Origin of the sequence: Staphylococcus equorum (assembly GCF_001747895.1) — a bacterium.
GTDB classification, from domain to species: Bacteria; Bacillota; Bacilli; order Staphylococcales; family Staphylococcaceae; genus Staphylococcus; species Staphylococcus equorum_A.
Map to the genome: position 1 here is coordinate 1 of NZ_LNNB01000010.1, position 26315 is coordinate 26315.

At 34.8% G+C, this 26315-nt stretch carries 26 protein-coding genes; 18 read left to right on the forward strand and 8 right to left on the reverse strand.

Annotated features, from left to right (window positions below; genetic code table 11):
* The 3 genes from AST02_RS05955 to AST02_RS05965 all read left to right on the forward strand — a co-directional run.
* A partial coding sequence (locus tag AST02_RS05955) for an Ig-like domain-containing protein (RefSeq protein WP_141714587.1) occupies positions 1-1969 on the forward strand: 1969 nt, incomplete at its 5' end.
* A 174-nt stretch (positions 1970-2143) separates the two neighbouring features.
* Positions 2144-3313, forward strand: coding sequence for a YbfB/YjiJ family MFS transporter (locus AST02_RS05960; protein WP_069816491.1), 1170 nt, complete (start codon positions 2144-2146; stop codon positions 3311-3313).
* Positions 3314-3497: 184 nt separating this feature from the next.
* Positions 3498-4472, forward strand: coding sequence for a tRNA dihydrouridine synthase (locus AST02_RS05965; protein ID WP_069816493.1), 975 nt, complete (start codon positions 3498-3500; stop codon positions 4470-4472).
* A gap of 71 nt (positions 4473-4543) precedes the next feature.
* Here AST02_RS05965 and AST02_RS05970 read toward each other — a convergent pair whose 3' ends face one another.
* Positions 4544-5740, reverse strand: a complete 1197-nt coding sequence (locus AST02_RS05970; protein WP_069816495.1) for an MFS transporter — start codon at positions 5738-5740, stop codon at positions 4544-4546.
* A 293-nt stretch (positions 5741-6033) separates the two neighbouring features.
* Between AST02_RS05970 and AST02_RS05975 the strand changes: the two genes are divergently transcribed.
* From AST02_RS05975 to AST02_RS05990, 4 genes are all read left to right on the forward strand, one after another.
* Positions 6034-7161: a M23 family metallopeptidase gene (locus tag AST02_RS05975; RefSeq protein WP_069816497.1), complete on the forward strand. Its 1128-nt coding sequence runs from the start codon at positions 6034-6036 to the stop codon at positions 7159-7161.
* A 152-nt stretch (positions 7162-7313) separates the two neighbouring features.
* Positions 7314-8060, forward strand: coding sequence for a glycerophosphodiester phosphodiesterase family protein (locus AST02_RS05980; RefSeq protein WP_069816498.1), 747 nt, complete (start codon positions 7314-7316; stop codon positions 8058-8060).
* A 199-nt stretch (positions 8061-8259) separates the two neighbouring features.
* Complete coding sequence (gene arr, locus AST02_RS05985; RefSeq protein WP_069816500.1) at positions 8260-8688, forward strand: NAD(+)--rifampin ADP-ribosyltransferase; 429 nt, start codon at positions 8260-8262, stop codon at positions 8686-8688.
* Positions 8689-8938: 250 nt separating this feature from the next.
* On the forward strand, positions 8939-9883 hold the full coding sequence (locus AST02_RS05990; protein ID WP_069816502.1) for a TDT family transporter: 945 nt from the start codon (positions 8939-8941) through the stop codon (positions 9881-9883).
* 113 nt (positions 9884-9996) lie between these two features.
* Here AST02_RS05990 and AST02_RS05995 read toward each other — a convergent pair whose 3' ends face one another.
* Positions 9997-10914 (reverse strand): ketopantoate reductase family protein, encoded by a 918-nt coding sequence (locus tag AST02_RS05995; protein WP_069816504.1) that lies wholly within the window; start codon positions 10912-10914, stop codon positions 9997-9999.
* Positions 10915-11059: 145 nt separating this feature from the next.
* Here AST02_RS05995 and AST02_RS06000 point away from each other — a divergent pair, with 145 nt between their 5' ends.
* From AST02_RS06000 to AST02_RS06015, 4 genes are all read left to right on the forward strand, one after another.
* The gene (locus AST02_RS06000) at positions 11060-11578 is read left to right on the forward strand and encodes a TetR/AcrR family transcriptional regulator (RefSeq protein ID WP_069816506.1); all 519 of its coding nucleotides are present in this window, start codon (positions 11060-11062) and stop codon (positions 11576-11578) included.
* 80 nt (positions 11579-11658) lie between these two features.
* Positions 11659-12117, forward strand: a complete 459-nt coding sequence (locus AST02_RS06005; RefSeq protein WP_069816508.1) for a MarR family winged helix-turn-helix transcriptional regulator — start codon at positions 11659-11661, stop codon at positions 12115-12117.
* A gap of 107 nt (positions 12118-12224) precedes the next feature.
* Complete coding sequence (locus tag AST02_RS06010; protein ID WP_069816510.1) at positions 12225-13160, forward strand: ketopantoate reductase family protein; 936 nt, start codon at positions 12225-12227, stop codon at positions 13158-13160.
* A 90-nt stretch (positions 13161-13250) separates the two neighbouring features.
* The gene (locus tag AST02_RS06015; RefSeq protein WP_069816511.1) at positions 13251-14894 is read left to right on the forward strand and encodes an alpha-keto acid decarboxylase family protein; all 1644 of its coding nucleotides are present in this window, start codon (positions 13251-13253) and stop codon (positions 14892-14894) included.
* A gap of 154 nt (positions 14895-15048) precedes the next feature.
* Here the strand turns inward: AST02_RS06015 and AST02_RS06020 are convergent, their stop codons facing one another.
* A complete protein-coding gene (locus AST02_RS06020; RefSeq protein ID WP_069816513.1) occupies positions 15049-16269 on the reverse strand; it encodes an NADH-dependent flavin oxidoreductase in 1221 nt (406 codons plus the stop codon).
* Positions 16270-16571: 302 nt separating this feature from the next.
* Here AST02_RS06020 and AST02_RS06025 point away from each other — a divergent pair, with 302 nt between their 5' ends.
* From AST02_RS06025 to AST02_RS06050, 6 genes are all read left to right on the forward strand, one after another.
* Positions 16572-17576, forward strand: a complete 1005-nt coding sequence (locus tag AST02_RS06025) for an LLM class flavin-dependent oxidoreductase (protein ID WP_069816515.1) — start codon at positions 16572-16574, stop codon at positions 17574-17576.
* A gap of 25 nt (positions 17577-17601) precedes the next feature.
* Positions 17602-17934 (forward strand): glycine cleavage system protein H, encoded by a 333-nt coding sequence (locus AST02_RS06030; protein ID WP_002506490.1) that lies wholly within the window; start codon positions 17602-17604, stop codon positions 17932-17934.
* Between the two features lie 3 nt (positions 17935-17937).
* Positions 17938-18723, forward strand: a complete 786-nt coding sequence (locus tag AST02_RS06035; protein ID WP_069816517.1) for a protein-ADP-ribose hydrolase — start codon at positions 17938-17940, stop codon at positions 18721-18723.
* Positions 18716-19600 (forward strand): SIR2 family NAD-dependent protein deacylase, encoded by an 885-nt coding sequence (locus tag AST02_RS06040; protein ID WP_069816520.1) that lies wholly within the window; start codon positions 18716-18718, stop codon positions 19598-19600. Before AST02_RS06035 ends, AST02_RS06040 begins: the two co-directional genes overlap by 8 nt.
* Positions 19601-19609: 9 nt before the next feature.
* Complete coding sequence (locus AST02_RS06045) at positions 19610-20632, forward strand: lipoate--protein ligase (RefSeq protein WP_069816522.1); 1023 nt, start codon at positions 19610-19612, stop codon at positions 20630-20632.
* A 213-nt stretch (positions 20633-20845) separates the two neighbouring features.
* Complete coding sequence (locus AST02_RS06050) at positions 20846-21046, forward strand: hypothetical protein (protein WP_069816524.1); 201 nt, start codon at positions 20846-20848, stop codon at positions 21044-21046.
* A gap of 83 nt (positions 21047-21129) precedes the next feature.
* Here AST02_RS06050 and AST02_RS06055 read toward each other — a convergent pair whose 3' ends face one another.
* Positions 21130-21462 (reverse strand): general stress protein, encoded by a 333-nt coding sequence (locus AST02_RS06055; RefSeq protein ID WP_069816526.1) that lies wholly within the window; start codon positions 21460-21462, stop codon positions 21130-21132.
* 24 nt (positions 21463-21486) lie between these two features.
* The gene (locus tag AST02_RS06060) at positions 21487-21912 is read right to left on the reverse strand and encodes a hypothetical protein (RefSeq protein ID WP_069816528.1); all 426 of its coding nucleotides are present in this window, start codon (positions 21910-21912) and stop codon (positions 21487-21489) included.
* 247 nt (positions 21913-22159) lie between these two features.
* On the opposite strand from AST02_RS06060, the gene AST02_RS06065 reads away from it, so the two are divergent.
* Entirely contained in the window at positions 22160-23149 is a 990-nt protein-coding gene (locus AST02_RS06065) for a Gfo/Idh/MocA family protein (RefSeq protein WP_069816530.1), read from the forward strand.
* A gap of 353 nt (positions 23150-23502) precedes the next feature.
* Here the strand turns inward: AST02_RS06065 and larC are convergent, their stop codons facing one another.
* From larC to larE, 3 genes are read right to left on the reverse strand one after another with little or no spacing between them, the layout of a single operon-like run.
* Positions 23503-24681 (reverse strand): nickel pincer cofactor biosynthesis protein LarC, encoded by a 1179-nt coding sequence (gene larC, locus AST02_RS06070; protein WP_069816532.1) that lies wholly within the window; start codon positions 24679-24681, stop codon positions 23503-23505.
* 16 nt (positions 24682-24697) lie between these two features.
* The gene (gene larB / locus AST02_RS06075) at positions 24698-25456 is read right to left on the reverse strand and encodes a nickel pincer cofactor biosynthesis protein LarB (protein ID WP_069816534.1); all 759 of its coding nucleotides are present in this window, start codon (positions 25454-25456) and stop codon (positions 24698-24700) included.
* A gap of 21 nt (positions 25457-25477) precedes the next feature.
* A complete protein-coding gene (gene larE, locus AST02_RS06080) occupies positions 25478-26302 on the reverse strand; it encodes an ATP-dependent sacrificial sulfur transferase LarE (protein ID WP_069816535.1) in 825 nt (274 codons plus the stop codon).
* Positions 26303-26315 lie beyond the last annotated feature (13 nt).

The following is a 26315-nucleotide window of genomic DNA, read 5'->3' on the forward strand; positions in this document are numbered from 1 at the left end:
ATTAACTGTTACAGATGTGACGGCGCCAGTCACTCCAACGGTGAATGAAGTGACAAGTGAAGGCACACAAGTTACGGGAACAGGTGAAGCAGGCTCAACAATTACAGTTAAATTCCCAGATGGAAGTGTATTAACAGGTAAAGTAGATGATCAAGGAAACTATGTGATTGATTTACCAGTAGATAAGCAATTGAATGGTAACGAAGAGTTGGTCATCACATCAACAGATGGTGCGGGCAATGTGTCACCAGAAACAATATTAACGGTTAAAGATACGACAGCACCTGTAGCACCAACGGTGAATGAAGTGACAAGTGAAGGTACGCAAGTTACGGGAACAGGCGAACCAAATTCAACGATTACGGTTAAATTCCCAGATGGAAGTGTGGTAACGGGTACAGTCGATAATCAAGGAAATTATGTGATCGATTTACCATTAGATAAGCCATTGAATGGAAACGAAGAGTTAATTGTTACGGCTACTGACCGATCAGGAAATGTATCGTCAGAAACAAGATTAACAGTTAAAGATGCGACGGCACCTGTAGCCCCAACGGTGAATGAAGTGACAAGTGAAGGCATGAAAGTAACAGGAACAGGCGAACCAGGCTCAACAATCACAGTTAAATTCCCAGATGGAAGTGTATTAACAGATAAAATAGATAATCAAGGAAATTACGTGATCGATTTACCAGCTGATAAGCCATTGAATGGAAACGAAGAGTTAGTTATCACATCAACAGATGGATCAGGAAACGTATCGTCAGAAACGCGATTAACGGTTAAAGATACGACAGCACCTGTATCCCCAACGGTGAATGAGGTTACAAGCGAAGGTACACAAATTACGGGAACAGGTGAAGCAGGTTCAACAATTACAGTTAAATTCCCAGATGGAAGTACAGTAACAGGCACAGTCGATAATCAAGGAAATTACGTGATCTATTTACCATTAGATAAGCAATTGAATGGCAATGAAGATTTGGTTATCACATCAACAGATGGATCAGGTAATGTATCACCAGAAACAAGATTGACTGTTAAAGATACGACAGCACCTGTAGCCCCAACGGTGAATGAGGTGACCAGTGGAGACATGAAAGTAACAGGAACAGGCGAACCAGGCTCCACAATAACAGTGAAGTTCCCAGATGGAAGTACAGTTACAGGTACAGTAGATAATCAAGGAAATTACGTAATAGATTTACCATTAGATAAGCAGTTGAATGGTAACGAAGATTTGGTTATCACATCAACAGATGGATCAGGAAACGTATCTTTAGAAACAAGATTAACTATTAAAAATACAATCACACCAGTAGTGCCAACAGTGAGTGGAGTAACGACTGGATCTACGCAAATTACAGGTCAAGCTAAACCGAATTCGACAATTACAGTTAAGTTCCCGGATGGAACTGTCATAACAGGTAAGGCTGATAATCAAGGCAAATACGTAATTAATATACCTACTAATGTCAATGTAAAACCTGGGGATAAAATACAAGTGTCAGCGATTGATAAGAAAGGCAATACATCTAGAACAACAATTATCGTGAGTAGCAATAGTAATTCAACCTCTAACCAATCGAATGTTCACGATAATACTAGCAATAATTATGATTCAAGCAATAAATTAGGTTTGAATGGTAATAAAGCGAAAGATGGAAAACTATATGGAAATATAAATAGTAGCAACAAACTTTCGAATACTTCAATTAACGATAAAGCTGAAACAGCAGAAGGTTCGAAAGGCGATGTATTACAAATTAAAGATAAGAAAGGTATTATTTCAAATCTGAATAATGACAAAAATAAACTTGGTAACTCAGATAATAAAAAGGTAGATAAATTACCTGACACGGGTGAAAGTGAGAACCAAGCCAATGGATTATTAAGTTCATTATTAGCTATGTTTGGTGCGTTCTTATTAATTGGAAGACGTCGTAAAAATAAAGAAGATCACCAATAAAAATTAATATTATAATGAGAAAGATATTATAGTATTACAAAATCAATAAGACGGAATGCTCTTTAGATAGAGCTTCCGTCTTATTTTTACTATATAACTTATTAATGATATGCCATTTCTAAAAATATAGCTTAGGCGTATAATGGAATAATTACTAAGGAAGGGTGTGGGAAAATGCAAAAAGCTTATCGGCAACTCATATTAGGGATGATTTGTTTGTTTATTGTTATGGCAATTGGTCGTTTTGCATACACACCTATTATGCCATTTATGCAACAAACGGGACATATGGATAATCAGAGCGCAGGATTACTGGCAACTATTAATTACTTAGGTTATTTAATTGGAGCAATTATTCCTATATGGATAGTTGTATTTAGCAAGGTTACAGATTTGAAAGTTTACTTACTGATCAATATAGTTTCAACAATATTGATGGGACTGTTTGATAATTTTACATTGTGGATTATTTTTCGTTTAATTGCAGGTATCACAAGTGGAACCGTTTTTGTCTTAGCCTCAAATGTGGCCCTCGAAGCATTGAGAGCAGCGAACAAGGGTCGTATCTCAGGTATGCTTTATAGTGGTGTGGGTCTAGGCATTTTCACAAGTAGTATATTTATATTTTTATTTACTACAGAAAATAATTGGAAGACAACGTGGGTTTTACTTGGTGTTTTTGCTTTAGTTATGGGAAGTTTTGTAATTTTTGGTATGCGTCAAAATTCAAATATTGAAAATGAAACACAAAACTTAAATGAAAAAGAAGATAAACCAAAAATTAAGTTGAATAAAAAATTTATTTGGGGATTTTCAATAGCGTATTTTTGTGAAGGTGCGGGTTACATAATTACAGGAACATTCTTAGTAGCAATCGTTAAATCTATACCTGAGTTTGCAGATTATGCAGCGTTAAGTTGGATGTTTGTAGGGTTGGGAGCTATTCCATCTACGATTTTATGGTCTATGATGGCTGAAAAATTAGGACACGGTAAAGCAACTAATTTAGCATTTATTTTACAAATTATTGCCGTAATATTGCCTGTCTTTTCAGAAAGCATGACGAGTTTAGTGATAAGTTCTATTTTATTTGGTGCTACGTTTCTTGGTTTAACGACATTGTTTATGTCTAAAGCACAAACGTTAATGTTTCAAAGTAATAGTAAAATAAATTTAGTTGCTTCATTAACTGTTATTTACAGTTTGGGACAAATGATTGCACCAGCACTTTCTGGTGTATTAATTGGTGAATCAGGAAATTATAATGCAGCATTAATTTTTGCGGCGACTATACTTTGCGTTGGACTATTAAGCAGTATGTATAGTTATAGAGTCAGAAATTAAATGATATATTCAAAAGAGAAAACTGGTTTGAAGAAAAAAAGTTAGAAGAGTTATATACACGTGTAGAAGCACTCTATGCAGGCTTTTTAGCAGTCATAATACTTTTGTGTAAATTGACTTTTTGTGGTAATATCGTCATGGATAAAAATTCGAGATAATAATAGATAAGAAGGTTTAAATATATATGAAAGAAAATTTTTGGCGTGAATTACCGCGTCCATTTTTTGTTTTGGCACCAATGGAAGATGTTACAGATGTTGTTTTTCGTCATGTTGTCAGTGAAGCAGGCAGACCTGACGTTTTCTTCACTGAGTTTACAAATACAGAAAGCTTTTGCCACCCGGAAGGTGTACACAGTGTACGCGGACGCTTAACATTTACTGAAGATGAACAGCCTATTGTCGCTCATATTTGGGGAGATAAGCCAGATCACTTCCGTGAAATGAGTATCGGTATGGCAGAAATGGGCTTTAAAGGCATAGATTTAAATATGGGCTGTCCAGTGCCGAACGTTGCAACGAAAGGTAAAGGTTCAGGTCTAATTCAACGTCCTGAAACTGCAGCTGAAATTATTCAGGCAGCTAAAGCAGGAGGCCTGCCAGTAAGTGTTAAAACTCGACTTGGCTATTCTGATATTGATGAGTGGAGAGAATGGCTGACACATGTGTTCGAACAGGATATTGCGAACCTGTCGATTCACCTTCGGACGCGCAAAGAGATGAGTAAAGTAGATGCGCATTGGGAATTAATTGGAGAAATTAAAAAGGTTCGTGATGAAATTGCACCAGAGACATTGTTAACGATTAATGGAGATATACCGGATAGAAAAACAGGCCTTGAACTGGCAGAGAAGTATGGTATTGACGGTGTAATGATTGGACGTGGGATTTTCCAAAACCCGCATGCATTTGAAAAAGAACCGAGAGAACATACGAGTGAAGAGCTTTTAGGGCTGTTAAGACTTCATCTTGACCTATTCGATAAATATACAAAAGAAGAAACGCGTCAGTTTAAACCATTACGCAGATTCTTTAAAGTATACGTACGCGGTATCAAAGGAGCAAGTGAACTGAGACATCAGTTAATGAGCACAAGTACAACAGATGAGGTTCGGACACTCCTTGATGAATTTGAAGCACAAATGACACCTATGGAATAACATTCATAAACTTGGACGAAAATGCTGAAGAAGTATAAAGAAACGGCTTAAAAATCTTGATTTTAAGATTTTTAAGCCGTTTTTTGTTTGATTGTTAATGAAATAATGAATGCAATAAGCATGAAAGCTGTGATCATAAATACAACACCTGGCCATTGTATCAGCCCATAGAAGATACCTGCTAATGTACCACCAATAGATGAACCCATGTAATAAAATAATAAATATAAACTAGATGCTTGCGCTTTATGATGTTCAGCACGACTTGCAACTACACCACTTGCTATCGCGTGACCACTGAAAAATGCATAAACACTGAATGCTAATCCGAGTATTTTAAAAACTAAAAAAGGTAAAAGTGTAATCCAAATACCAACGATTAATAGTAAGATGCTAAATTTTAAGGCGTTTAATGTACCTAATTTAGTACGTAATTTTGCATTTAATATAGAAGATATCATACCAATTAAGAATAATAAATAAACAAAGCTAATAATACTGTCGTGCAATTGATAAGGTTTAGCTGCCAACACAAAGCCAATATAGTTAAAAGCAGCGATGTTACAGCCTAATAATAGAAATCCAATCATGAAAGGTTTTAGTAAACGAATGTTTTTCAAATGTTGACTATAGCTCAATACTAATGCTTTAACAGAAAAACGTTGCTTCTCAAAATGTCGAGATGCTGGTAGTAAGAAAGCAAATAATATTGCTGCGACAACACTAATAATTGCAATGGAGAATAAGCCGACTTGATAACCATAAATACTTGAAATAAATCCAGTGAATATTCTACCAAACGCACCACCAAAGGCATTGCCACTTATATAAATACCCATTGCCTCGGGTAAACTATGCGCAGAAATTTCTTCGCCGATATATGCCATGGCGATAGAGGGTAAGCCTGCTAAACAGATACCTTGTATAAGCCTAACAATTAAGAAGGTATTGAAATCTGTAATAAAGGGTTGCACTAGTGCTAATAATGACACCGAAATTACAGAAAAAATCATAATAGGTTTACGTCCAATTACTTCCGATATTGCACCAAAAACTAACATAGCAAAAGCTAATGTCAAGGTTGCTGCCGACAATGCCAAACTTGCAACGGTTTCACTCACATTAAATGATTGTGTGAAATGGGGGATCAATGGTTGAACGCTATATAGTATTGAAAAAATAGTGAATCCTGAAATGAAAAGCGCAACGATAATTTTAATATATGCTTTTGAACCTCTATTTACATAGCTGTTTTTCAAATCCTCCATTATGTGCCCCCTTCAATCTTAATATATCTATAGTATCATGTAACAAATAATATAAAAAAGGCATTAGTTCTTTTAAAAGGTGTAATGCTATAATTTTTATATCATTGAGAAGTGGTTATGTTTAAAATTTATACCAAGCATATTTTAATATATATTATAGATAGAATTTTCAAAATAATTACAGGTGTCTCAAATCAATTACCAAAAAATTAAAAATCAGTTTCTGCTATTCTCTTAATATAATTTCTTTGCTATTGTTAGCTAAGGAAAAATTTTGGGAGGATTTATTAATTATGAAAAAAATCGTTACAGCAACAATTGCTACATTGTCATTGGGAGCAGTGGGCATAGCACAGTCAGATGCAGAAGCATCAGAGAATAATCAATCAGGTACGCAATATTCAAGTAACCAATCTACAAATGATATCTTTGAATATGGTTATATTGATGAAGATAATAGTGGGAATTATCACCATACATTAGATGGAAACTGGGATCAATCAATGTTTGATCAACAACAATATTATTTCTATTTAATTGATGAAGAAGGGAATTACCATTATTACTATTTCCCTATGAATGATCAAGGCACAAACTCAACAAATACGAATGCAACAAATGCATATAATGATAACAACTATAGTGCTGATAAAAGTCATGAAGCTGTTCAACAGAGTGGCTACGATGTAAATGAAGCACCAGCGCAATCACAAGAAGTACCACAAAGTTCTAATAATGAAGTTTCTGCTCAAACTTCATCACAAGAACAAAGCACAACAACTAACGACAACGCATCTTATACACAAAATAACACATCATCAAACGAAAACTATGAAAGTAGTTATACACGCAATGACGGTAATGGTGTTGAAGATGTGAAACAAAATGCAACGTCAAATAACGTAGAGAACACAACAAATACACCTGCTACAGAATCAACAAACACAAATAGTTCTAATGAAGGACAAGCTACGCAACAAGAAGCGGCACCTTCATCAGAAGCTTCAAACAACAATAACAGCACAAGTTCATCAAATTGGTTAACAAGTAATAGTCAAATGCAACCATATGGTCAATATCATGGTGGCGGCGCACATTACGGTGTCGACTATGCAATGGATGAAAACACGCCAGTATATTCATTAGCAGATGGTACTGTTGTACAAAGTGGTTGGAGTAATTATGGTGGCGGAAACCAAGTTACAATCCAAGAACAAAATAGTGACAACTATCAATGGTATATGCACATGAATTCATTAAACGTTCAAAAAGGTGACCAAGTTAAAGAAGGACAACAAATCGGTGAATCAGGTAGCACTGGTAACTCTACTGCACCACATTTACACTTCCAACGCATGGAAGGCGGAATTGGTAACGGTTATTCAGTAGACCCAACTTCATACGTAAACTCAAAAGCATAAATTAAGATGATAAAATAAAACGTTCTTGAAATTCTGTTATAGAATTCAAGGGCGTTTTTTTATATTAATATGCAGAATTAACAAAGAATATTTGAAATATCTTTGAGACCATATCATACTTGCATTAAATTTAAATTGAAGAGGATGATGGTATGTTTACTGTTTATGGACATAGAGGTTTACCAAGTAAAGCGCCAGAAAATACACTCGCATCTTATAAAGAAGCTGGAAATACGCCTGGATTAAAATGGATTGAGTTAGATGTAGCGATTACCAAAGATGAACAGTTGATTTTAATTCATGATGATTTTTTAGATAGAACAACGAATATGGTAGGAGAAGTGACACAATTAAATTATGACGACATCAAAGATACATCAGCAGGTAGCTGGTTTGGAACAGAATTTGAAGCAGAAAAACTACCTACGTTTGATGAAGTAATTGAATTGGCAAATGCCTATGATATGAACTTGAATATTGAATTGAAGGGCGTTACAGGTCCGAATGGCACAGTACTGTCAGAAAGTATGATTAAACAAGTTGCAGATAAATTAAAAGATTTAGATGTGGAATTAAAAGTATTGATATCAAGCTTTAATTTGGTTTTAGTGAAATTAGCAGAGCAGTTCATGCCAGACTATGAGAGAGCTGTCATATTTAAATCTGCAGCTTTTGGTGATGATTGGAGAACGCTATTAGATTATTGTGGTTCGAAAATAGTGAATATTGAAGATGCTAAATTGACGCAAGCACGTGTTAAAAAAATTAAAAATGCTGGATATGTGTTAAATGTGTGGACAGTAAATAAGCAATTGCGTGCAAACCAATTAGCGAATTGGGGCGTCGATGGCATTTTTACAGACAAAGCAGATGAAATGATTCATTTAGAAAGGTTATAGAATCGTACTTGTGGGGTGGGCAGAGGAAATCAAATTTCGAATTTTGATTTCCTTCCGCCTCTTTTTTATCAATATGATTTAAAATAAGATGTCCTTTGTCTTAATTATACATTAAATAATATTATTATTATAGACTACTTCTTTATTGTTTAGCGGTTTATACTGGTGAATAGCTTAGAGGAAGAAGGAGTGTTGAACAATGGTAGAACAAAAAGAAGTGTTGGATCAAGGACCATTTTTTCATGGGACAAAGGTTGAATTACAAATAGGTGATTTACTACAAACTCAACGTATTTCTAATTATCAAAATCGTAAAATGAACCATATTTATTTTACTGGCGCTTTAGACACAGCTAAGTGGGGCGCCGAACTTGCGGCTGCGTTAGCTGACGAACCGGCACAAGAGCATATTTATATTATTGAACCCATGGGGGCATTTGAAAATGATCCTAATGTCACAGATAAAAAATTTCCTGGCAACCCTACTCGCTCATATCGCTCGACGGAACCTTTGAGAATTGTAGCAAAATTAGCTACATGGGAACGACACTCCAATGATGATATTGAACAAATGTTAAAAGGATTAGAACAATTACGGAAAGATGGATTAGACATTATTGAAGATTAATATACAACTGTAATGAAGATAAAGTAAAGCAGTCCATAATGAATAAAAGTGGGCTGCTTGTTATATAAAAAATTATTCCCAATGAGGTATTATCTGTCATATATTAGTGCTAAAATTTATTTGATAAACAAGATGAATAATATCGGTTTTCAAAGCAATATAAACAGATGTAACGCTTGGAGTTCGATAAAATAGTATAGTTACTATGTATGTAATATTCAAATATAAATAAAAAGGATTAATAAATGATATGTTTCGAAAATTTATAAGTGTAATACCGACTGCTATTTGTGGCTTAGCACTAGGTATTTCAGCGTTAAGTAATCTTTTATACATTATGGAACGAAATGTTTTAGCTACAATATTTTTAATTATTAGCGTTATTGTGGTGGGGTTATTTATACTAAAATGTATAAAATTTCCTAGAATTGTGTTGAAAGAATTATCTGATCGCAATATATGTGCAACTTTTCCTACGATAACCATGACATTTCTGACATTACTTTATATCTTATATCACCAACTCAATATTACCTGGGAAATCATAATTTGGTTGTGGTGGCTCGTTGTAATACTGCAGTTTGTTATTATTGGTTTGTTTATTTATTACCATATTTATTTACATAAAAATGAACACATCGTTCCGAGTACCAGTTGGTTTGTTACATTTGTGGGAATTGGCGTTATTTCAGAAACTGCTGAAGATTTTTCACCATTCTTTGGTGAATTGATTGTGTATATAGCGACGCTATGTTTTTTAATATTGATATGTATCGTACTGTTCAAAAAGACGTGGCGATTATATAACGAAAATCAATTTCCTATGACAATCATCATAGCAGCACCAGCTTCGCTTTGTTTAAATGGTTATTTATTAAGTGTAGAACATACACAACTGTTTTACATTATACCGATGTTGATTATCTCTCAACTCATATTTATATACTCATTAACATTTATACCGAAATTATATAAGTTGAATTTTAGATTTTCATTTTCAGCATTAACCTTTCCTTGGGTGACAACAGCAACATCACTATATAACTTACTTAAAATTGAAACTTTACCTTATAAAGTACAAAATGTGCTGTATTTTGTATCGATATTTGAAGTAATATTTGCAATCGTGACTGTGATTTACGTAATTTTAGGATATGCTTCATTTCTAAAGAAACGTACAATTGAAATAAAATAACCTAAATTAAAGAACAAACCTATCATCTAGTCAGCATAGTGGGAGTGGGTATACGAAATCAAAATTTAATTTCGTATACCCACTCCTTTTTAACTGCACTGAATTGAGTCGTTTTAACTGAAGGATTTGCTCGTTTCAAATAGAGCGTCTAGATGACTTGTAGTTAGTGCTGTATTTTGATTGAGTACTTTAACATCGTTATAAAGTGCTTCAAGCTCTTTAAAAGAACCTTGTGTTTGATTGATGAGTCCAATGTTCATAATTGTTTTTAATGCTATATTGGATAATCCTTTGAAATTTTTCAAAATAACAGACTGTGCTTTTGGTCTTATAGTATGGCCTTTGTGTTCTAATAATTGATGTAGTTCATTAAAAGCAGCTATCGTTTCTTTGGTTAACGTATGCGCGCTAGTATTTTGGTTTTGTTTTAGAATAAATAGCATGTTTAACGGTAATACTAAAGCAGCGTGTGACATCAACCAATCTTCAAAGTTCTGCTCATAAGTTAGTTTGATTTTTGCATTTTTAAATATTGAATTCAGTTTGACTGAAAAAGTAATTTCTCCATACATGTTACCTACTTTGAGTTCTCCAGCATTAAATCTTAAAATATTAGTATGACTTGCTTCTCTTGAACCACCAGTCATTAAAAAGCCGAAAGTGATATGCTTAGGGTGATTACTTTGTTGCGTTAATGTGTTTTGTAGTAATTTAGGGTTCATGTTATTTCCAATGAAAATAACGTTTTCACTTTTGTTTTGAGCTAGTGTTGGTACAACATTGTAAAAATCTGAATACTTCATAGTTACAAAAATAACATCATAAATATCATGTTCTGAAAGTGTACTTATCGTTGTTATAGGTTCATTTGTCGTCTTCCTTTGCAATGAATGCTTAAGTTTTAAACCTTTTTGATTCAACTGCTCTAAAGTTTTTCCACGTGCAAACATTGTAATGTCATTATCTTTGGTATTTAGTGCGTGAGCTAAAAATTGCCCCTGTACACCTGCACCATATATTAAAATTTTCATATCATTATCACTCCAGTTTAATTATTGAACAATTGTTTAATAACTTGAAGTTATCATTAATAAGATTTAAACTCAATGAACAATACAACCTTGTTGATGTTTAATGAACAAATATTAAAAATTGTTGATATTAAAAGGAGTTAAAATGGATAAACGAAAAGAAAAATCCCAAAAACTTATTATTCGTAGCTTTGTTGAACTGATTAGAGAAAAGGACTTTGATAAAATATCAATGAATGATATTGCTCAACGTGCCAATATAAATAGAGGTACCATTTATTTGAATTTTATAGATAAGTACGACATTTTAGACCATGCAATTGATTATATTTTGGGTGCAGCAGTGGATAAATGCAATCTTTATCTTGCAGAATCAGGAGATAATAAAGAAACGTTGCGTGAAGTCATGTACGTGATTGACGATCAGTACGATATTTTGAAAACTTTGGTTAAAAAATCAGATCTTAATATGCTTAAGCAAACATTATCAAAGAAAATGCGCGACACCATAAATAAACAAAACAGTGAAATTACTGCCCAGTTTTTATCCTCTGCTGTAGTAGGCGTTATTATATGGTGGATTGAAGAATCAAAACCATGTGATATAGATACTTTAGTAGGAGAGCTTTCCGGATTATTGGAGCCACATTTAAAGCACTTGTAGAGTTCGACTGAAGTGTTATCAATACATTAATTAGTAACCCCCGCTGATGCGCTAAAAATTATAAAAAAGGAATGTGAATAATGGAAGGTAATAATAATGATTATGAGAATTTGTTATTTTATTTTGCTTACAAAACGTTTATAAATACAGCAGATGAAATTATTGAAGCATATGGCTTAAATAGACAACATCATAGGTTCTTGTTTTTTATCGAAAAAGTACCTGGAATTACAATAAAAGATTTATTGAAAAGTTTAGAGATTTCTAAACAAGGCAGTCATGCAACGTTGAAAAAATTAAAAGATGAGGCATATATTACTGAACAACCCACTGAAGCGGATAAACGTATTAAAGCTTTGTACCCCACAGAAAAAGGAAAAAAATTAGTACAAGAACTTAATAAAACGCAAAATGATTTATTTCAAGATATACAGAAAAAAGTAGGCAATGATTGGTATGCGATAATGGAAGAATTTGCTTCTTATCGTACAGGATTCCAAGAAGTGAAATATTTAAAAGACGAGAATAAGAAAGACTAAATTATAAAAATCACTTTATGTCATTTAAATATTAAACAATTTCTAACTACAAATAATGTAATTAACTTGTTGAATTACTATTATGAAATAAAGAAGAGGATGATTATATGGTTAAGATAGCAATTGCAGGAGCAGGAGCAATGGGTGGTCGTGTTGGAACGCAAATTGCCCAAGCAGGATATGATGTAACTTTAATAGATTATTGGACAGAACACATTACGAATATTCAGCAACATGGCTTGAATATACAAACAGAAAAGGAAACATATCATATTAATATCAAAGCGCAGTTGCCAGAACAAATCGATGAACAATATGATTTGATTATCATTTTAACCAAAGCGATGGATACAGAAGCAATGATTGAGGCGTTGAATGAAGCTAATGCGATTAAAGAAACGACGGCGGTATTAACAATGATGAATGGCTTAGGACATGAAGAACGTTTTGCCAAAATTATACCGAAATCACAAATATTTTTAGCAGTCACGATGTGGACAGCAGGATTAAGAGGCCCTGGACAAATACTGTTAGAAGGTACAGGCACAATAGAACTGCAACGTGCAGACGGTGGCGAAGACTATCGTACAGAAGCGATTAATACAATTTTTAATAATGCAAAATTAAATTCTACGATCAGTGACAACGTCTTTGAATCTATATGGTCAAAAGCTACATTGAACAGTGTATTGAATCCATTATGTACGATTTTAGATAAAACAATAAACCAATTTTCACAATATGAACAAGCACGACAAATGGTTATTCCTATTATTGAAGAAATTGTAGCTGTAGCAAAAGCCCGTGGATTAGAACTCAATTTTGAAAATTTAATTAACAAAATTGAAGCTGCTTATCCAATTGAGTCACAAGGCTTACATTATCCATCGATGCATCAAGATTTATATAAAGGGCGTCTAACAGAAATAGATTATTTAAATGGACAAATTGTTACATACGGTAAAGCCTGTGGTGTGGCGACGCCGAATAATGAAATGCTGACACATATGATTCATCAGTTAGAATTAACATATAAAAAATAGTGAAAAATAAAGTCAACATCATTGACCTTTCATCTTAATTAAGTTAAGTTTGTAGTGTAATAGAGATGGATAAAAAAGGGGAAATGATGAATGAAAAAACGTATAGGACAATATTTAATGGACTGTATTAGTGCTGTTGGCGTTGATAAAGTATTTGGTGTGCCAGGTGACTTTAACCTTACTTTTCTAGATGATATTATTCGTCGTGATGACATAGAGTGGGTTGGTAACACAAATGAATTAAATGCTAGTTATGCGGCTGATGGCTATGCGCGCTTAAAAGGGATGAGTGCAATGGTAACAACATTTGGTGTAGGAGAACTCAGTGCTGTTAACGGTATTGCTGGCGCATATGCTGAACGTGTTCCGGTTATTCAAATTACCGGTGCGCCTACAAGAGCAGTAGAAAATGCAGGGAAATATGTCCATCATTCCTTAGGAGAAGGGAATTTTGATGACTATAGAAAAATGTATGAGCCGATTACAACGACACAAGCGTATCTTACGCCTGAAAATGCCCTAGTAGAAATACCTAGAGTAATTGAAGCAGCACTAACTGAAAAACGTCCAGTGCATATACATTTACCAATTGACGTAGCAAGCGTAGAAATTGAAGTAGACCAACCGTTTGAATTGCCGCAACATCAGGAGATGGATGTTGCTAAGTATGTGAACATGATTAAAGAAAAGTTACAAAGTGCAGATAAACCAGTCATAATTACCGGCCACGAGATTAATAGTTTTGATTTACATGAAAAGCTTGAGCAATTTGTGAATCGAACGCATATTCCTGTAGCACAACTATCACTAGGCAAAGGTGCTTTTAATGAGGAAAACCCATATTACATGGGTATTTATGATGGCTCACTAGCAGAAGAAGATATTAGAAATTACGTGGATCAAAGTGATGCAATTTTAAATATTGGAGCGAAATTAACAGATTCAGCAACTGCAGGATATTCATATCAATTTGATATTGATGATGTCGTAATGATTAATCATCGTCATTTCAAAATGAATGAAACGAAAGATATGGGAGTCGCACTGATCGATTTATTGGATGGCTTAAATACAATTAATTACGTTAATGACGCAACTTTCCCTCAATTTCAACGTCCTGAAGAAAATCAATACGATTTGAATGGAGATCCTTTATCTCAAGCAACTTATTTTAAAATGATGCAAGATTTTATTAAGCAAGATGACGTGATATTAGCTGAACAAGGCACATCATTCTTTGGTGCTTATGATTTAGCGTTATATAGTAACAATACATTTATAGGACAGCCTTTATGGGGTTCAATCGGCTATACACTACCAGCGACACTGGGCACACAAATGGCAAATACACAGCGCAGAAATTTATTGTTAATTGGAGACGGTTCGCTACAATTAACAGTACAAGAAATGTCTTCGATGATCAGAGCGCAAATCAAACCGATTATTTTTGTTATTAATAATGATGGTTATACAGTTGAACGTAAAATTCATGGAGAAAATGAGCCATACAATGATATTAAAATGTGGGATTATAAATTATTACCAACAGTCTTCGGTGGGAAAGATGAAGTCATCGTACACGATGTGACAACAAGTGAGACACTACAAAATACATTCCTCGAAATCGAGGCACAACCAGACATGATGCACCTAGTTGAAGTGAAGATGGCAGTACATGATGCACCACATAAATTAAATGCAATTGGCCAAGCATTTGCCAAACAAAATGGTTAAATTCACATAAAACCTAACAAGAAAGCATTGGACATGATACGGTCCAATGCTTTTTACATATTTTGAGATATTAATTCATTTTTACAAAGCAATCAAGTGATATAAAAAAGACAAACAAAGCTGTTTTATCTGCTCAGTTTGTCAGTATTTTAAATTAATCTTTTTCTATTGCTTTATAATCTACTTGATCATAGTTTGTTTCAAGTTTACGTAACTCGTCACGGGTTTCTTTTTTTAACCCTTCGCCGTAGTCCATCATTTTAACGATATCTTTAAAAGCTGCGTATGGAATCGCGAGTTCATCAATATCGTCGATTGTTACATGTAAATCAATATCCTCTGGACGATCTTCTTGTAATTTTAAGACAAAATCTGGCTCTGTCACAAATGGAGACGACATCCCTACCATATCTGCATGTTGTAAGGCATCGAGCGCACTTTCAGGTGAATTAATACCACCACTAGCAATGACAGGAATTCTACCATCAAGGTAATCATGGACGACAGCATTGACATATTGTCCTGTGTGCTTGCCGTCAGAACGGACTTTATTTTGATAAATTTGACGTCCCCAACTTGCGATTGCTAAATATTGCACATTCGCTGTATCTAATACCCAATCCAGATGTTCGTTGAATTCGTCTATTGTATAACCGACATCACTACCTCGTGTTTCCTCAGGTGTAGCGCGATAGCCTAAAATAAATTGTGGTGGTGCTTCTTTATCAATGACATTTTGTACAGCAGCTAGTATTTCCAACCCGATACGTGCACGATTTTCCAAATTTTGATTTCCATATTGATCTGTTCGTTGGTTAGAAAAAGTAGAGAAAAATGTTTGTATAAGTAAGCGTTGGGCAGCTGAAACTTCTACACCATCAAAACCAGCTTGTATAGCACGAGAAGTTGCCTCGGCATATTGACGCGTTACAGAGGTAATTTTATCTACAGACATAGCTAGAACGTCATGTTGAATAGGGACATTTAAAGACATAGGGCTTGGGCCATAAACTTGGCCATAATTTAAGATGGCTTGATTTGAAAATCGGCCTGCATGTGTCAGTTGTAAAATGGCTTTATTGCCATTTTTTTTCATTGCAGTTGCTAATTTTTTCAAACCAGGTATACAACTGTCATCAGTGATGCTAAAACCATATTCAAATAATTGACCATAAGGTTCAATATAGGCTGCACCTGTTACTTGTAGGGGCGCAGCGTGTGCCCGACGTTGTGCATAAAGTAGGTCTTGCTCGGTAATATGACCGTCTTGTGTTGAGGAATTCGTAGTCATAGGTGATAGCACAAAACGGTTATTGAAGACGACGCCATTGGGTAATGTTAATGGTTCGAATAATGCTTGATAATGAGTTTTCATAACTATAACCTCTATCTTCGTTGTAATATGTAATTTCAAATTAACACTAATAGGATATAGTGGTCAATTAAATAAAAATTATGGTGATTTTTTCAAGCAAAATGTAACAAAAATTTTCTATATCAGTTATCCTAGAGAGTGAGGGTAATTTAAAATGGGGACATGTTTTGCAGTAACGTGTGCAAAGCTTTGTACATGGAATTTAGCATAACGGAGTTACGATATACACTCAAGTGAAAGTGCTTACATGATAAGCCCAAATAAAGTATATAAGGTCAGTACCGGTGGAGGTGGTCACACACGTGGTTCAATTGAATATTTTAGACTATGCTGTGATAGATGAAGGCAAGTCAGCACAAGATGCCTTACAAGACACAGTACGCTTAGCACAATTAGCAGACAATCTTGGTTATAAGCGCTTTTGGATGACGGAACATCATAATGTACCAGCATTTGCATGTAGCAGCCCAGAATTATTGATGATGCAATTACTGGCAAAGACGAAGCAAATTCGACTCGGTTCAGGTGGAGTAATGTTACCGCATTACAGCCCGTTTAAAGTGGCAGAAAACTTTCGATTATTAGAAGCATTTTACCCTGGCCGTGTAGACTTAGGTATCGGTAATAATTCTGGTACACCCAGTGTAAAACAAGCTATGAATGAAACGAAAACACATTTCTTAGACTACGAGCAGTCTATTACGGATGTGCGACACTATCTAACGGAGCATGAACCAGAGCAACGTTTTAAACAAGTATTCGCACAACCTCGTGTGACGACGATGCCTCAAATGTGGCTGTTAAGTACGAGTGTATCATCAGCACAAATGGCAGGACGTCAAGGCATAGGCTACACACTAGGGACTTTTTTATTACCTAATGAAAAAGCAATTAAAAAAGCTGAAAGTAGTGTGCAAGCTTATAGAGAAGCCTTTAAACCTACGGCATTAAATATGAAGCCTACTGTTATGCTCACTACATTTGTTGCAGTTGCTGATACCGCATCAGAAGCCGAAGCACTGGCACAAGCGTTAGACGTATGGTTATTAGGTAAACAACAATTTGCCGAATTTGAGCACCTGCCTTCTATCGAAACTGCAAGATTGTATCAACGTTCTGAAAGAGATGAACGTTTGATTACTCAAAGCCGTGCTCGTATAATTGTAGGTACAAAAGAAAGTGCAAAAAAACAAATAGACACAATGATTCAAACATTTAATGCTGACGAAGTGATGGTTGTACCTTTGATCCCAGACATAGCGCAACGCTGTCGTACAATCGAATTACTCGCGCAAATATATTTATAACAAGTTGGAGAAAGGAAGATATTTTATGAAAAAATTAGCAAATTATTTATGGGTAGAAAAAGTTGGAGAACAGTATGTATACAGTATGACACCTGAATTACAAGATGATGTAGGAACAGTAGGTTATGTTGAATTTATGGGTGGAGACGATATTAAAGTCGACGACGAAATCGTTAGTATTGAAGCTTCTAAAACAGTATTAGACGTTCAATCACCATTAGCAGGTAAAATTGTTGCACGTAATACAAAAGCTGAAGATGAACCAACGCTTTTAAATTCTGAAAAAGCTGAAGAAAATTGGTTGGTTAAATTAGAAAATGTTGACGAAGCAGCATTTAATGCACTTCCTGAGGCATAAATTATGCAACAAACAGAACGTTTAGCGTATTTGATTGAGTATTTGTGGCAAGAGACACATGACGGTGCCATTGCAGACTTACCTGATACGGAAGCAGAACGTTTCGAAATGTTTCGAGGGTTAGTAAATGTAAGGCCAGCAACACCGATTGCAGCAGATTTTATTGAGATGCAAGATGCATTTTTAAAAAATTACAATGCGCAACAAGTTACGTCGCTAACATCATTAACCCCATATCTCAATAACGATATATATTTATGGCAAGGTGATATCACGCAGCTTGAGGTAGACGCCATTGTAAATGCGGCTAACAGTAAGCTGTTAGGCTGTTTTGAGCCGAATCATAACTGTATCGATAATATCATCCATACTAAAGCAGGCGTCCAGTTACGTTTAGCTTGTGCAGATTTAATAGATAAACAAGGTAGACGTGAAGGTGTTGGTAAAGCAAAAATTACCCCTGGTTATAACTTGCCTGCTCAATATGTCATTCATACAGTGGGACCACAAATTCGTAAGACACCGGTGTCACAAATGAACCGTGATTTACTTGCGCGCTCGTATCGAAGTTGTCTCGAACTTGCGGATCAGCAAAACTTATCAAGTATTGCTTTTTGTTGTATTTCAACAGGCGTATTTGGTTTCCCTCAAGATGAGGCAACACAGATAGCAATTTCGACTGTAATGCATTATAAACAAGAACATCATTCTGATATAAGTGTGATTTTTAATGTATTTACAGATAAAGATGCTGCATTGTATAAGGAAGGACTGAAACATTATGACTGAATCAACTTGGGATGTCTTAACTACAAATTATGATCGACAATCCGATATATTAGCAGATGCTTTAAATGAAGCGGAAGCAGTTGTAGTTGGGATAGGCGCGGGTATGTCAGCATCAGACGGGTTTACGTATATAGGTGAACGTTTCACACAAAATTTCCCGGATTTTATTAAAAAATACGGTTTCTTTGATATGTTACAAGCAAGTCTTCATACATTCGAAAGTTGGCAGGAGTATTGGGCATTTCAAAGTCGATTTGTTGCGCTGAATTATTTAGACCAACCTGTAGGCGCATCTTATACTGCGCTTAATCAAATTTTAAGTCATAAAGATTATCATATCATCACGACGAATGCAGATAATGCATTTGCAGTGGCAGATTTTGATTTGGATAAAGTTTTTCATATTCAAGGAGAGTACATCTTGTGGCAATGTAGTCAACATTGTCATGCGCAGACTTATCGTGATGATGCTGCAATACGTCAAATGATTGCAGAACAAGAGCATATGGAAGTGCCACGAGAACTCTTGCCGCATTGCCCTAAATGTGATGCGCCGATGGAAATTAATAAGCGAAAAGCACAGGTTGGTATGGTAGAGGATGCAGATTTTCATGCGCAGTTATCTCGCTACAATCAGTTCCTTGAGGCACATAAAGAAGATAAAGTATTATATCTAGAAATAGGTATCGGTTATACGACACCACAATATGTGAAACAACCTTTCCAACGCATGACACGACATAATCCAAATGCCTTATTTATGACAATGAATAAGAAAGCATATCGTATTCCAGAGAATATTCGAGATAGAACAATACATCTAACTGAAGATATTTCAACACTCATGATAGAAGCCAACAAAAAATTAACTATATAGGAGAACAATATGTATTTAATTGAACCTATTCGCAATGGCGAATATATAACAGATGGTGCAGTTGCATTAGCGATGCAAATTCACGTTAGCCAAAATATATTTTTAAATGAGGATATCTTATTTCCGTATATCTGTGATCCAAAAGTGGAGATAGGTCGTTTTCAAAATACTGCGGTAGAAATTAACCAAGATTATTTAGACGAACATGGTATTCAAGTCGTTCGTCGTGATACAGGTGGTGGCGCAGTTTATGTAGACAGTGGTGCAGTGAATATGTGTTGTATTTTAGAAAAAGACGATACAATTTATGGTAATTTCAAACGCTTTTACGAACCAGGTATACAGGCTTTACATCAACTGGGTGCAACAGAAGTTGTGCAAAGTGGACGTAATGATTTAGCCATTCACGATAAAAAAGTATCTGGGGCGGCAATGACTTTGATTAAGGGACGTATCTATGGTGGCTATTCTTTATTATTGGATGTAGATTATGAACCTATGGTTAAAGTATTGAAGCCGAATCGTAAAAAGATAGAATCCAAAGGTATTAAATCTGTAAGATCACGTGTAGGCAATATTCGTGAATATTTGGCACCAGAATATCAAAATGTAACGATCCATGAATTTAAAGATTTGATGGTTAAAGAGATTTTAGGCATTGATGATACGAATGACGCAAAGCGTTATGAATTAACTGATGCAGATTGGGAAGCCGTTGATGAAATGCTAGCCTCAAAATATAAAAATTGGGAATGGAATTTTGGTGGTTCCCCACGCTATGAATATAATAGAGACGCGAGATTAGCGGCAGGCACGATTGATGTCTCTCTTTCTGTAGAAAAAGGACGTATTTCAGCATGTCGTATTTATGGAGATTTCTTTGGGCAAGGCGACATTAAAGACGTTGAAGAACAACTCAAAGACGTACGTGTAGTCAAAGAGGATTTATTAAAGGCTTTAAGTGAAATAGACATTACATATTATTTCGGTAAAGCCACTGCAGAAGAATTAGTAGATGTAATATTAAGTTAATGATAATTGATTATCAAGGCTGGGACATAAATACATGTCTCAGCTTTAATTATTATATACAAGTTGGTCATCACGCCATTTCATGATTTTACAAATGAATATATTAAAAAGGAAAAGCAGTTTATTATGTTTTCTTTGATTTGAAAAATAGCTTAAGGGTAAAAGATGGAGAGATTCGAAATACAATTAGCTTTTACTTAAGGAGGTTGTAGCATGGATAAGCAACATATTAAAGAAGCGCTAGATAAGCATTCAGAAATAATTATCGAAACTATAGAACATGACCGCATTACTGTAAAGAAAATTGAAGATAACGACGATGCACAGTATTTACATGTATTGGAGCCTAAAGACCAAAAAGTAGAAATTGCTAAAATTACAGATCTCCAAGAAAATAACTTTAATCAATTATAATCAATATGTATAAAAGATATAATGCACCCCGCATCCTAATTAAAAGAATGCGGGGTGCATTAGTTTAGCTAATTAATTTAAATTTAGAGTACGTTTGCTGCACGTTGATCTGTAACAATGAGTAGTACATTACCTTGATCCATAAGTTCTTCATAATCTTGCGCATCACTTTCAGAAACGCCAAGAATTTGTAACTTATCTCTTAGTTGATCACCTTGTTTTGGTTCTTTTTCGCCAACATCGGAACGATTGTAATCAATGCCAGAGACTTCTGTATTTTTCACGATACGTTCTGTATGATCGGCATCATGAGATAGAACATAAATGTCTTTTGCATTAATTTTTTGATCTTTCAATGTGTTGATATTAATTTCAATATCTTCGTCATTTGAATAAGCTTTAACAATTGGTGTCATATACATACTCCTTTAATAATTGAATTATTTTATAATGCCACTATTTGTTTTTTCATTTTCATCGACCGTTTTAAGACGTTCATAACGATCATGTGCGATATAAAATTTAGTGTGTTTAAGAGAAAAGTCATATAGTTCTTCTCTTTTAATACCTTCAGGCATTTCAAATTCTGTTACGACTTTTTCTTCACTTTGATTTTCTACTTGTACGACTTGTTCAGGTTCAACATCTAATGTTTCTTTAGGATAAACCAAAGCAATTGTTGTTTTACTTTCTTTAACATCTTCTAAATTTTCTATTTGAAAAGCTTCGTTAATATAGTTTTCTACTCTTTTTTCGCGTTTACGTTTTCTTTTATTAACTGCAGCTTCCTTTTTATAATTTTTTCGGAAAATGAAATAGATAATTAAAACGATTACTATAAATATTAAAAAATAAAATATGGACACAAAAATGCCTCCTTTATTTAAAGAATATAAAAAATGATTTTATGTTATACCTTTATACTAATTGTATACCACTAGTGAGATTTTCAAAACAAAATACGAATTGTATCAAGGCTGTAGTTTTTGAATTGCATGATGAATTCAAATATAATGGTATATTGAATGGATTTTAAAATAGCTATCAATAATTTGATATTGCACCAAGTGATAATACATCATCATTTAGATTAAGTGAGAAGGAGAGACAAACATGAAATTAGGTATCGTAGGGGCGGGCAAGATTGTCAAAGAAGCATTACCAGTGATGGAAGAAATTTCAGACATTGAGTTTCATAGCATTGTTTCAACAGGAAGAAATCCAGAAAATGTAGAAAGTTTACAAAAACAATTTAATATTGAAGCAATTTTTACAGACTATAATCAGTTTCTTCAAGATGAAGATATGGATACGATTTATTTAGCTGTACCAAATCATCTGCACTTTGATTATGCACGCAAAGCAATTGAGCAACAGAAGCATGTAATATGTGAAAAACCATTTACTTTAACTAAAGAAGAATTAACAACATTAAAAGCATTGGCTAAAGCGCATAATGTTATTATTATCGAAGCTATTACTAACCTTTATTTGAGTAATTATGATGTATTGAAACAATCTGTGAGTGAAATAGGTACTTGTAAAATAGCCCAATTTAATTATTCACAGTACTCTTCAAGATATGATAATTTCAAAAAAGGCATCATTCAACCTGCTTTCGATCCTGAGAAGGGTGGAGGTGCACTCATGGATATCAATGTATACAATATCCATTTAGCAGTTGGGCTCTTCGGTATGCCTAAAGGTGTTGCTTATTTTGCTAACGTTAAAAACGATATTGATACATCTGGTATCTTAAATCTTGATTATGATGAAATGAAAGTTGTTTGTATTGGTGCAAAAGACTCTAGTTCTGACAATCAGTCGTACATACAAGGTGAAAATGCAACAATTCATATTAAAGGTCCAACAAATGAACTAAAAGCGTTTGATCTAACATTTAACCAAGGTGGTACGAAATCATATCAAGTTAATCAACAAAAACATCGTATGTACGAAGAATTTGTGAAGATGGTTCAGATTATTAATGATAAAAATTTCGATTTAGCAGAAGAAAAATTAGAACATAGTATTCAAGTTATTGAAGTACTTGAACTTGCATTAGATAGTGCAAATATTAAAGTAGGTCCTTCTCTAAAATAATTTAAGCAATAAAAAATCCAGTACTTCACTTAAGTGTGAGTGCTGGATTTTATGCTGTCTGTTGAGTTTTTGATGTTGGAGCAGTCTTTTGTGCATGCTTTCCGCGGGCACAGCCTCAGCCTGTAGTCTTCGGCGCGTGCTTTCCCCGCTGGAGTCAGCCCAAATCACTGCTTTGATTTAACAGCAAAATAACATGAATTATGTCTTCAATTACTAATAATTGAAGACTATAGTTAGTAATTGAATGCATGTTTGATTTTACGTGGTGTCCGTATAATTTTGGAGCAGTCTTTTGTGCACGCTTTCCGTGGGCACAGCCTCAGCCTGTAGTCTTTGGCTCGTGCTAGGTTATTTTATTCGTCTATTTTAATGTGGTTATAAACTTCATGCTGTATTTCATTGTAAACAGTTGAGAAAGACTTGCCAGATTGAATTGCTGCATTTTTTACATCTTCAAATTCTGGTTTCGCTTTGATAATTTTATTATGCATCATGCCTATTTTCACTAATATAGCACCATACTTTGTGTGAATTGTTTGAAACTGGCGATGGAGAATTTTGCGATTGACTGCATAACTTCTTACACCTAAAGAGGTTGTATTTTTAAGTATATAGTCTTCAAAGTATTGTGCGTCGTCAATTTTACTAATCACTGTAAGTTGTGTGGCGGGCCTACTTTTCTTCATCGTAATTGGAGTAAAGTAAGCATCTAACGCACCGTCATCCAGTACTTGTTCTATAAAGAAACCAAGCATCTCTGGTGTCATATCATCAATCTGGCACACTATCACTTGGACTTGTGTCGGCGTGTTTTCTTTTACTGTATATTGAATTGTTCGTAAAACATTGGGAAAATCGAAATCTTTTGTGCCACAACCATAACCGATTTGCTCCATGGTTACTGCAGGTAAAGGGCCGATTTCCGAAACCAATGCTTTAATAAAACCAGCGCCAGTCGGTGTTGTCAATTCACTGTTAACATCAAATGAAGCAAGCGGGATGCCTTTGAGTATTTCAGCAGTAGCTGGGGCAGGCACTGGATAGACACCGTGTGCGATATTGATTTTCCCGTTACCAGTTGGAATAGGCGAGGCATAGAGTTCATCTATAGCTAAATCTTCTAGTGCAAGACATCCGCCAATAATATCAATGATAGAGTCCATAGCACCAACTTCATGAAAGTGAACATCTTCAACAGACATACCGTGAATTTTAGCTTCTGCGTGTGCAATCACGTCAAATACCCTGAGGCTTCGATCCTTTACTCTGCTTGGCAAGCTACTCTCTTTGATCATCTTAAAGATATCTGATGCTTTTCTATGATGGTGCGCTTCTTCGAAATCAATGTTAAGTGACATGGCTTGAATGCCTTGTTTGTTTTGAGTTGAGAAGTCGAGTTTGAAATGATTGAGCGGTAATGTTTTTAATTGTGATTCAATAAAGGTGACATCCGCACCTAAATCTACAAGTGAAGACAATAACATATCTCCAGCAATACCAGCGTGACAATCAAGATAAATCGCTTTGGACATAATGTTTCACTCCGTTCTAAGCATTTTCGATCATTTTTATAATCATTGCGGCATTATAGCCACCGCCAAATCCATTATCAATGTTGAGCACACTCGTACCAGGTGCACAAGAATTAACCATAGATAATAGCGTGGTAACGCCATCTAAATTGGCGCCGTAACCAACGCTCGTAGGTATTGAAAAGACTGGGTGATCAACTAAACCGGCAACAACACTAGATAGCGCGCCCTCCATACCAGCGATAACTACGGACACCTTACTTTGACGAATTGTTTCGATATGTGCAAAAAGACGATGGATGCCTGAAACACCTACGTCATAAAAACGTTGTACTGAAATACCCATAACTTCAGCTGTAATAGCCGCTTCTTCGGCTACTGGCAGATCAGACGTACCGGCGCAAATAATCGCTGCAAAATGTTCCGTTTTATTAATTTTATTAACAGGTGTACAAACGATACGTGCTGTCTCATGGTATTCAAGTTGTGGATATTTAGCGATGATATCATCTGCTTTAATTTGATCAATTCTAGTAATTAAAATGACTTCATCATGCTTTATTAATGTGTGTACGATTTCGTCTAATTGCGTTACAGTTTTTCCTTCCCCAAATATAACTTCTGGAAAGCCTTGTCGTTTTGTTCTGTGTAAATCAATTTTTGCAAAACCTAATTCATCATAATGACTCAATTTATCTTTTGCTTCTGTAATGGAAAGCGCATTCTCTTTTACCGCTAGAAGTAATGACTCTATTGGGTCTTGGTTTTCAGTCATAGTTATGCCACCTTTATTTTGTTAAATCTCATCTTGTGTATTGATGACTTCATTCATGCTGCCTGTACGATAGCCCTCTAAATCAATAGTTACATAATCAAAACCAAGTTCTTTCAAGCGAAGTGTGATTTGATTTTTATATTGAAGCACTGCAGGGATAGCTGTGTCGTCTACTTCTATTCTTGCGATATTATTATGATAGCGTACTCTGACATGATTAATGTTTAAGCTTAAAATGAATTTTTCAGCTTCATTTACTTTGTTAACCTTTGTGAAATTTAAAGGTTCACCATAAGGAATTCGAGATGCCAAGCTACATAATGCAGGCTTATTCCATACAGGTAGATCATTGGATTTACTTAGTTCTCTAATTTCAGATTTATACAATTCAACTTCTTGTAGCACACTTCTAACACCGAATTCAGTTCTTGCTTTGAGCCCAGGTCTGAAGTCATCTAAATCATCCATAATCATGCCATCGAGAACATAGTCGAAATTGTAGTTTACTCTTAAGTCTTCAAGTTTTGAATATAATAAGCGTTTACTGTAATACCAACTGCTTGGTGTGTTTTCAACTATATTTGGATCTTTTAATTCTTCAATTTCAGTTTCTATCACATTGGCATTTAGTGATTCACCTAAACGAAGGGCTTGGTCAAATTCTTCATTTCTAAATAATTCGGATTTTACAATAACTGCTTTTACATTGTCAGTGCCGAGTACATCGATAGCTTTCTTTAATACAAAGCTACTATCTACACCTCCTGAAAAAGCGACGATTACACGATTCATATTTTTTAATACACGTTCTAATTGTTGTTCTTTAGTTAATACTTCAGTTAACATAATGATTCCTCCT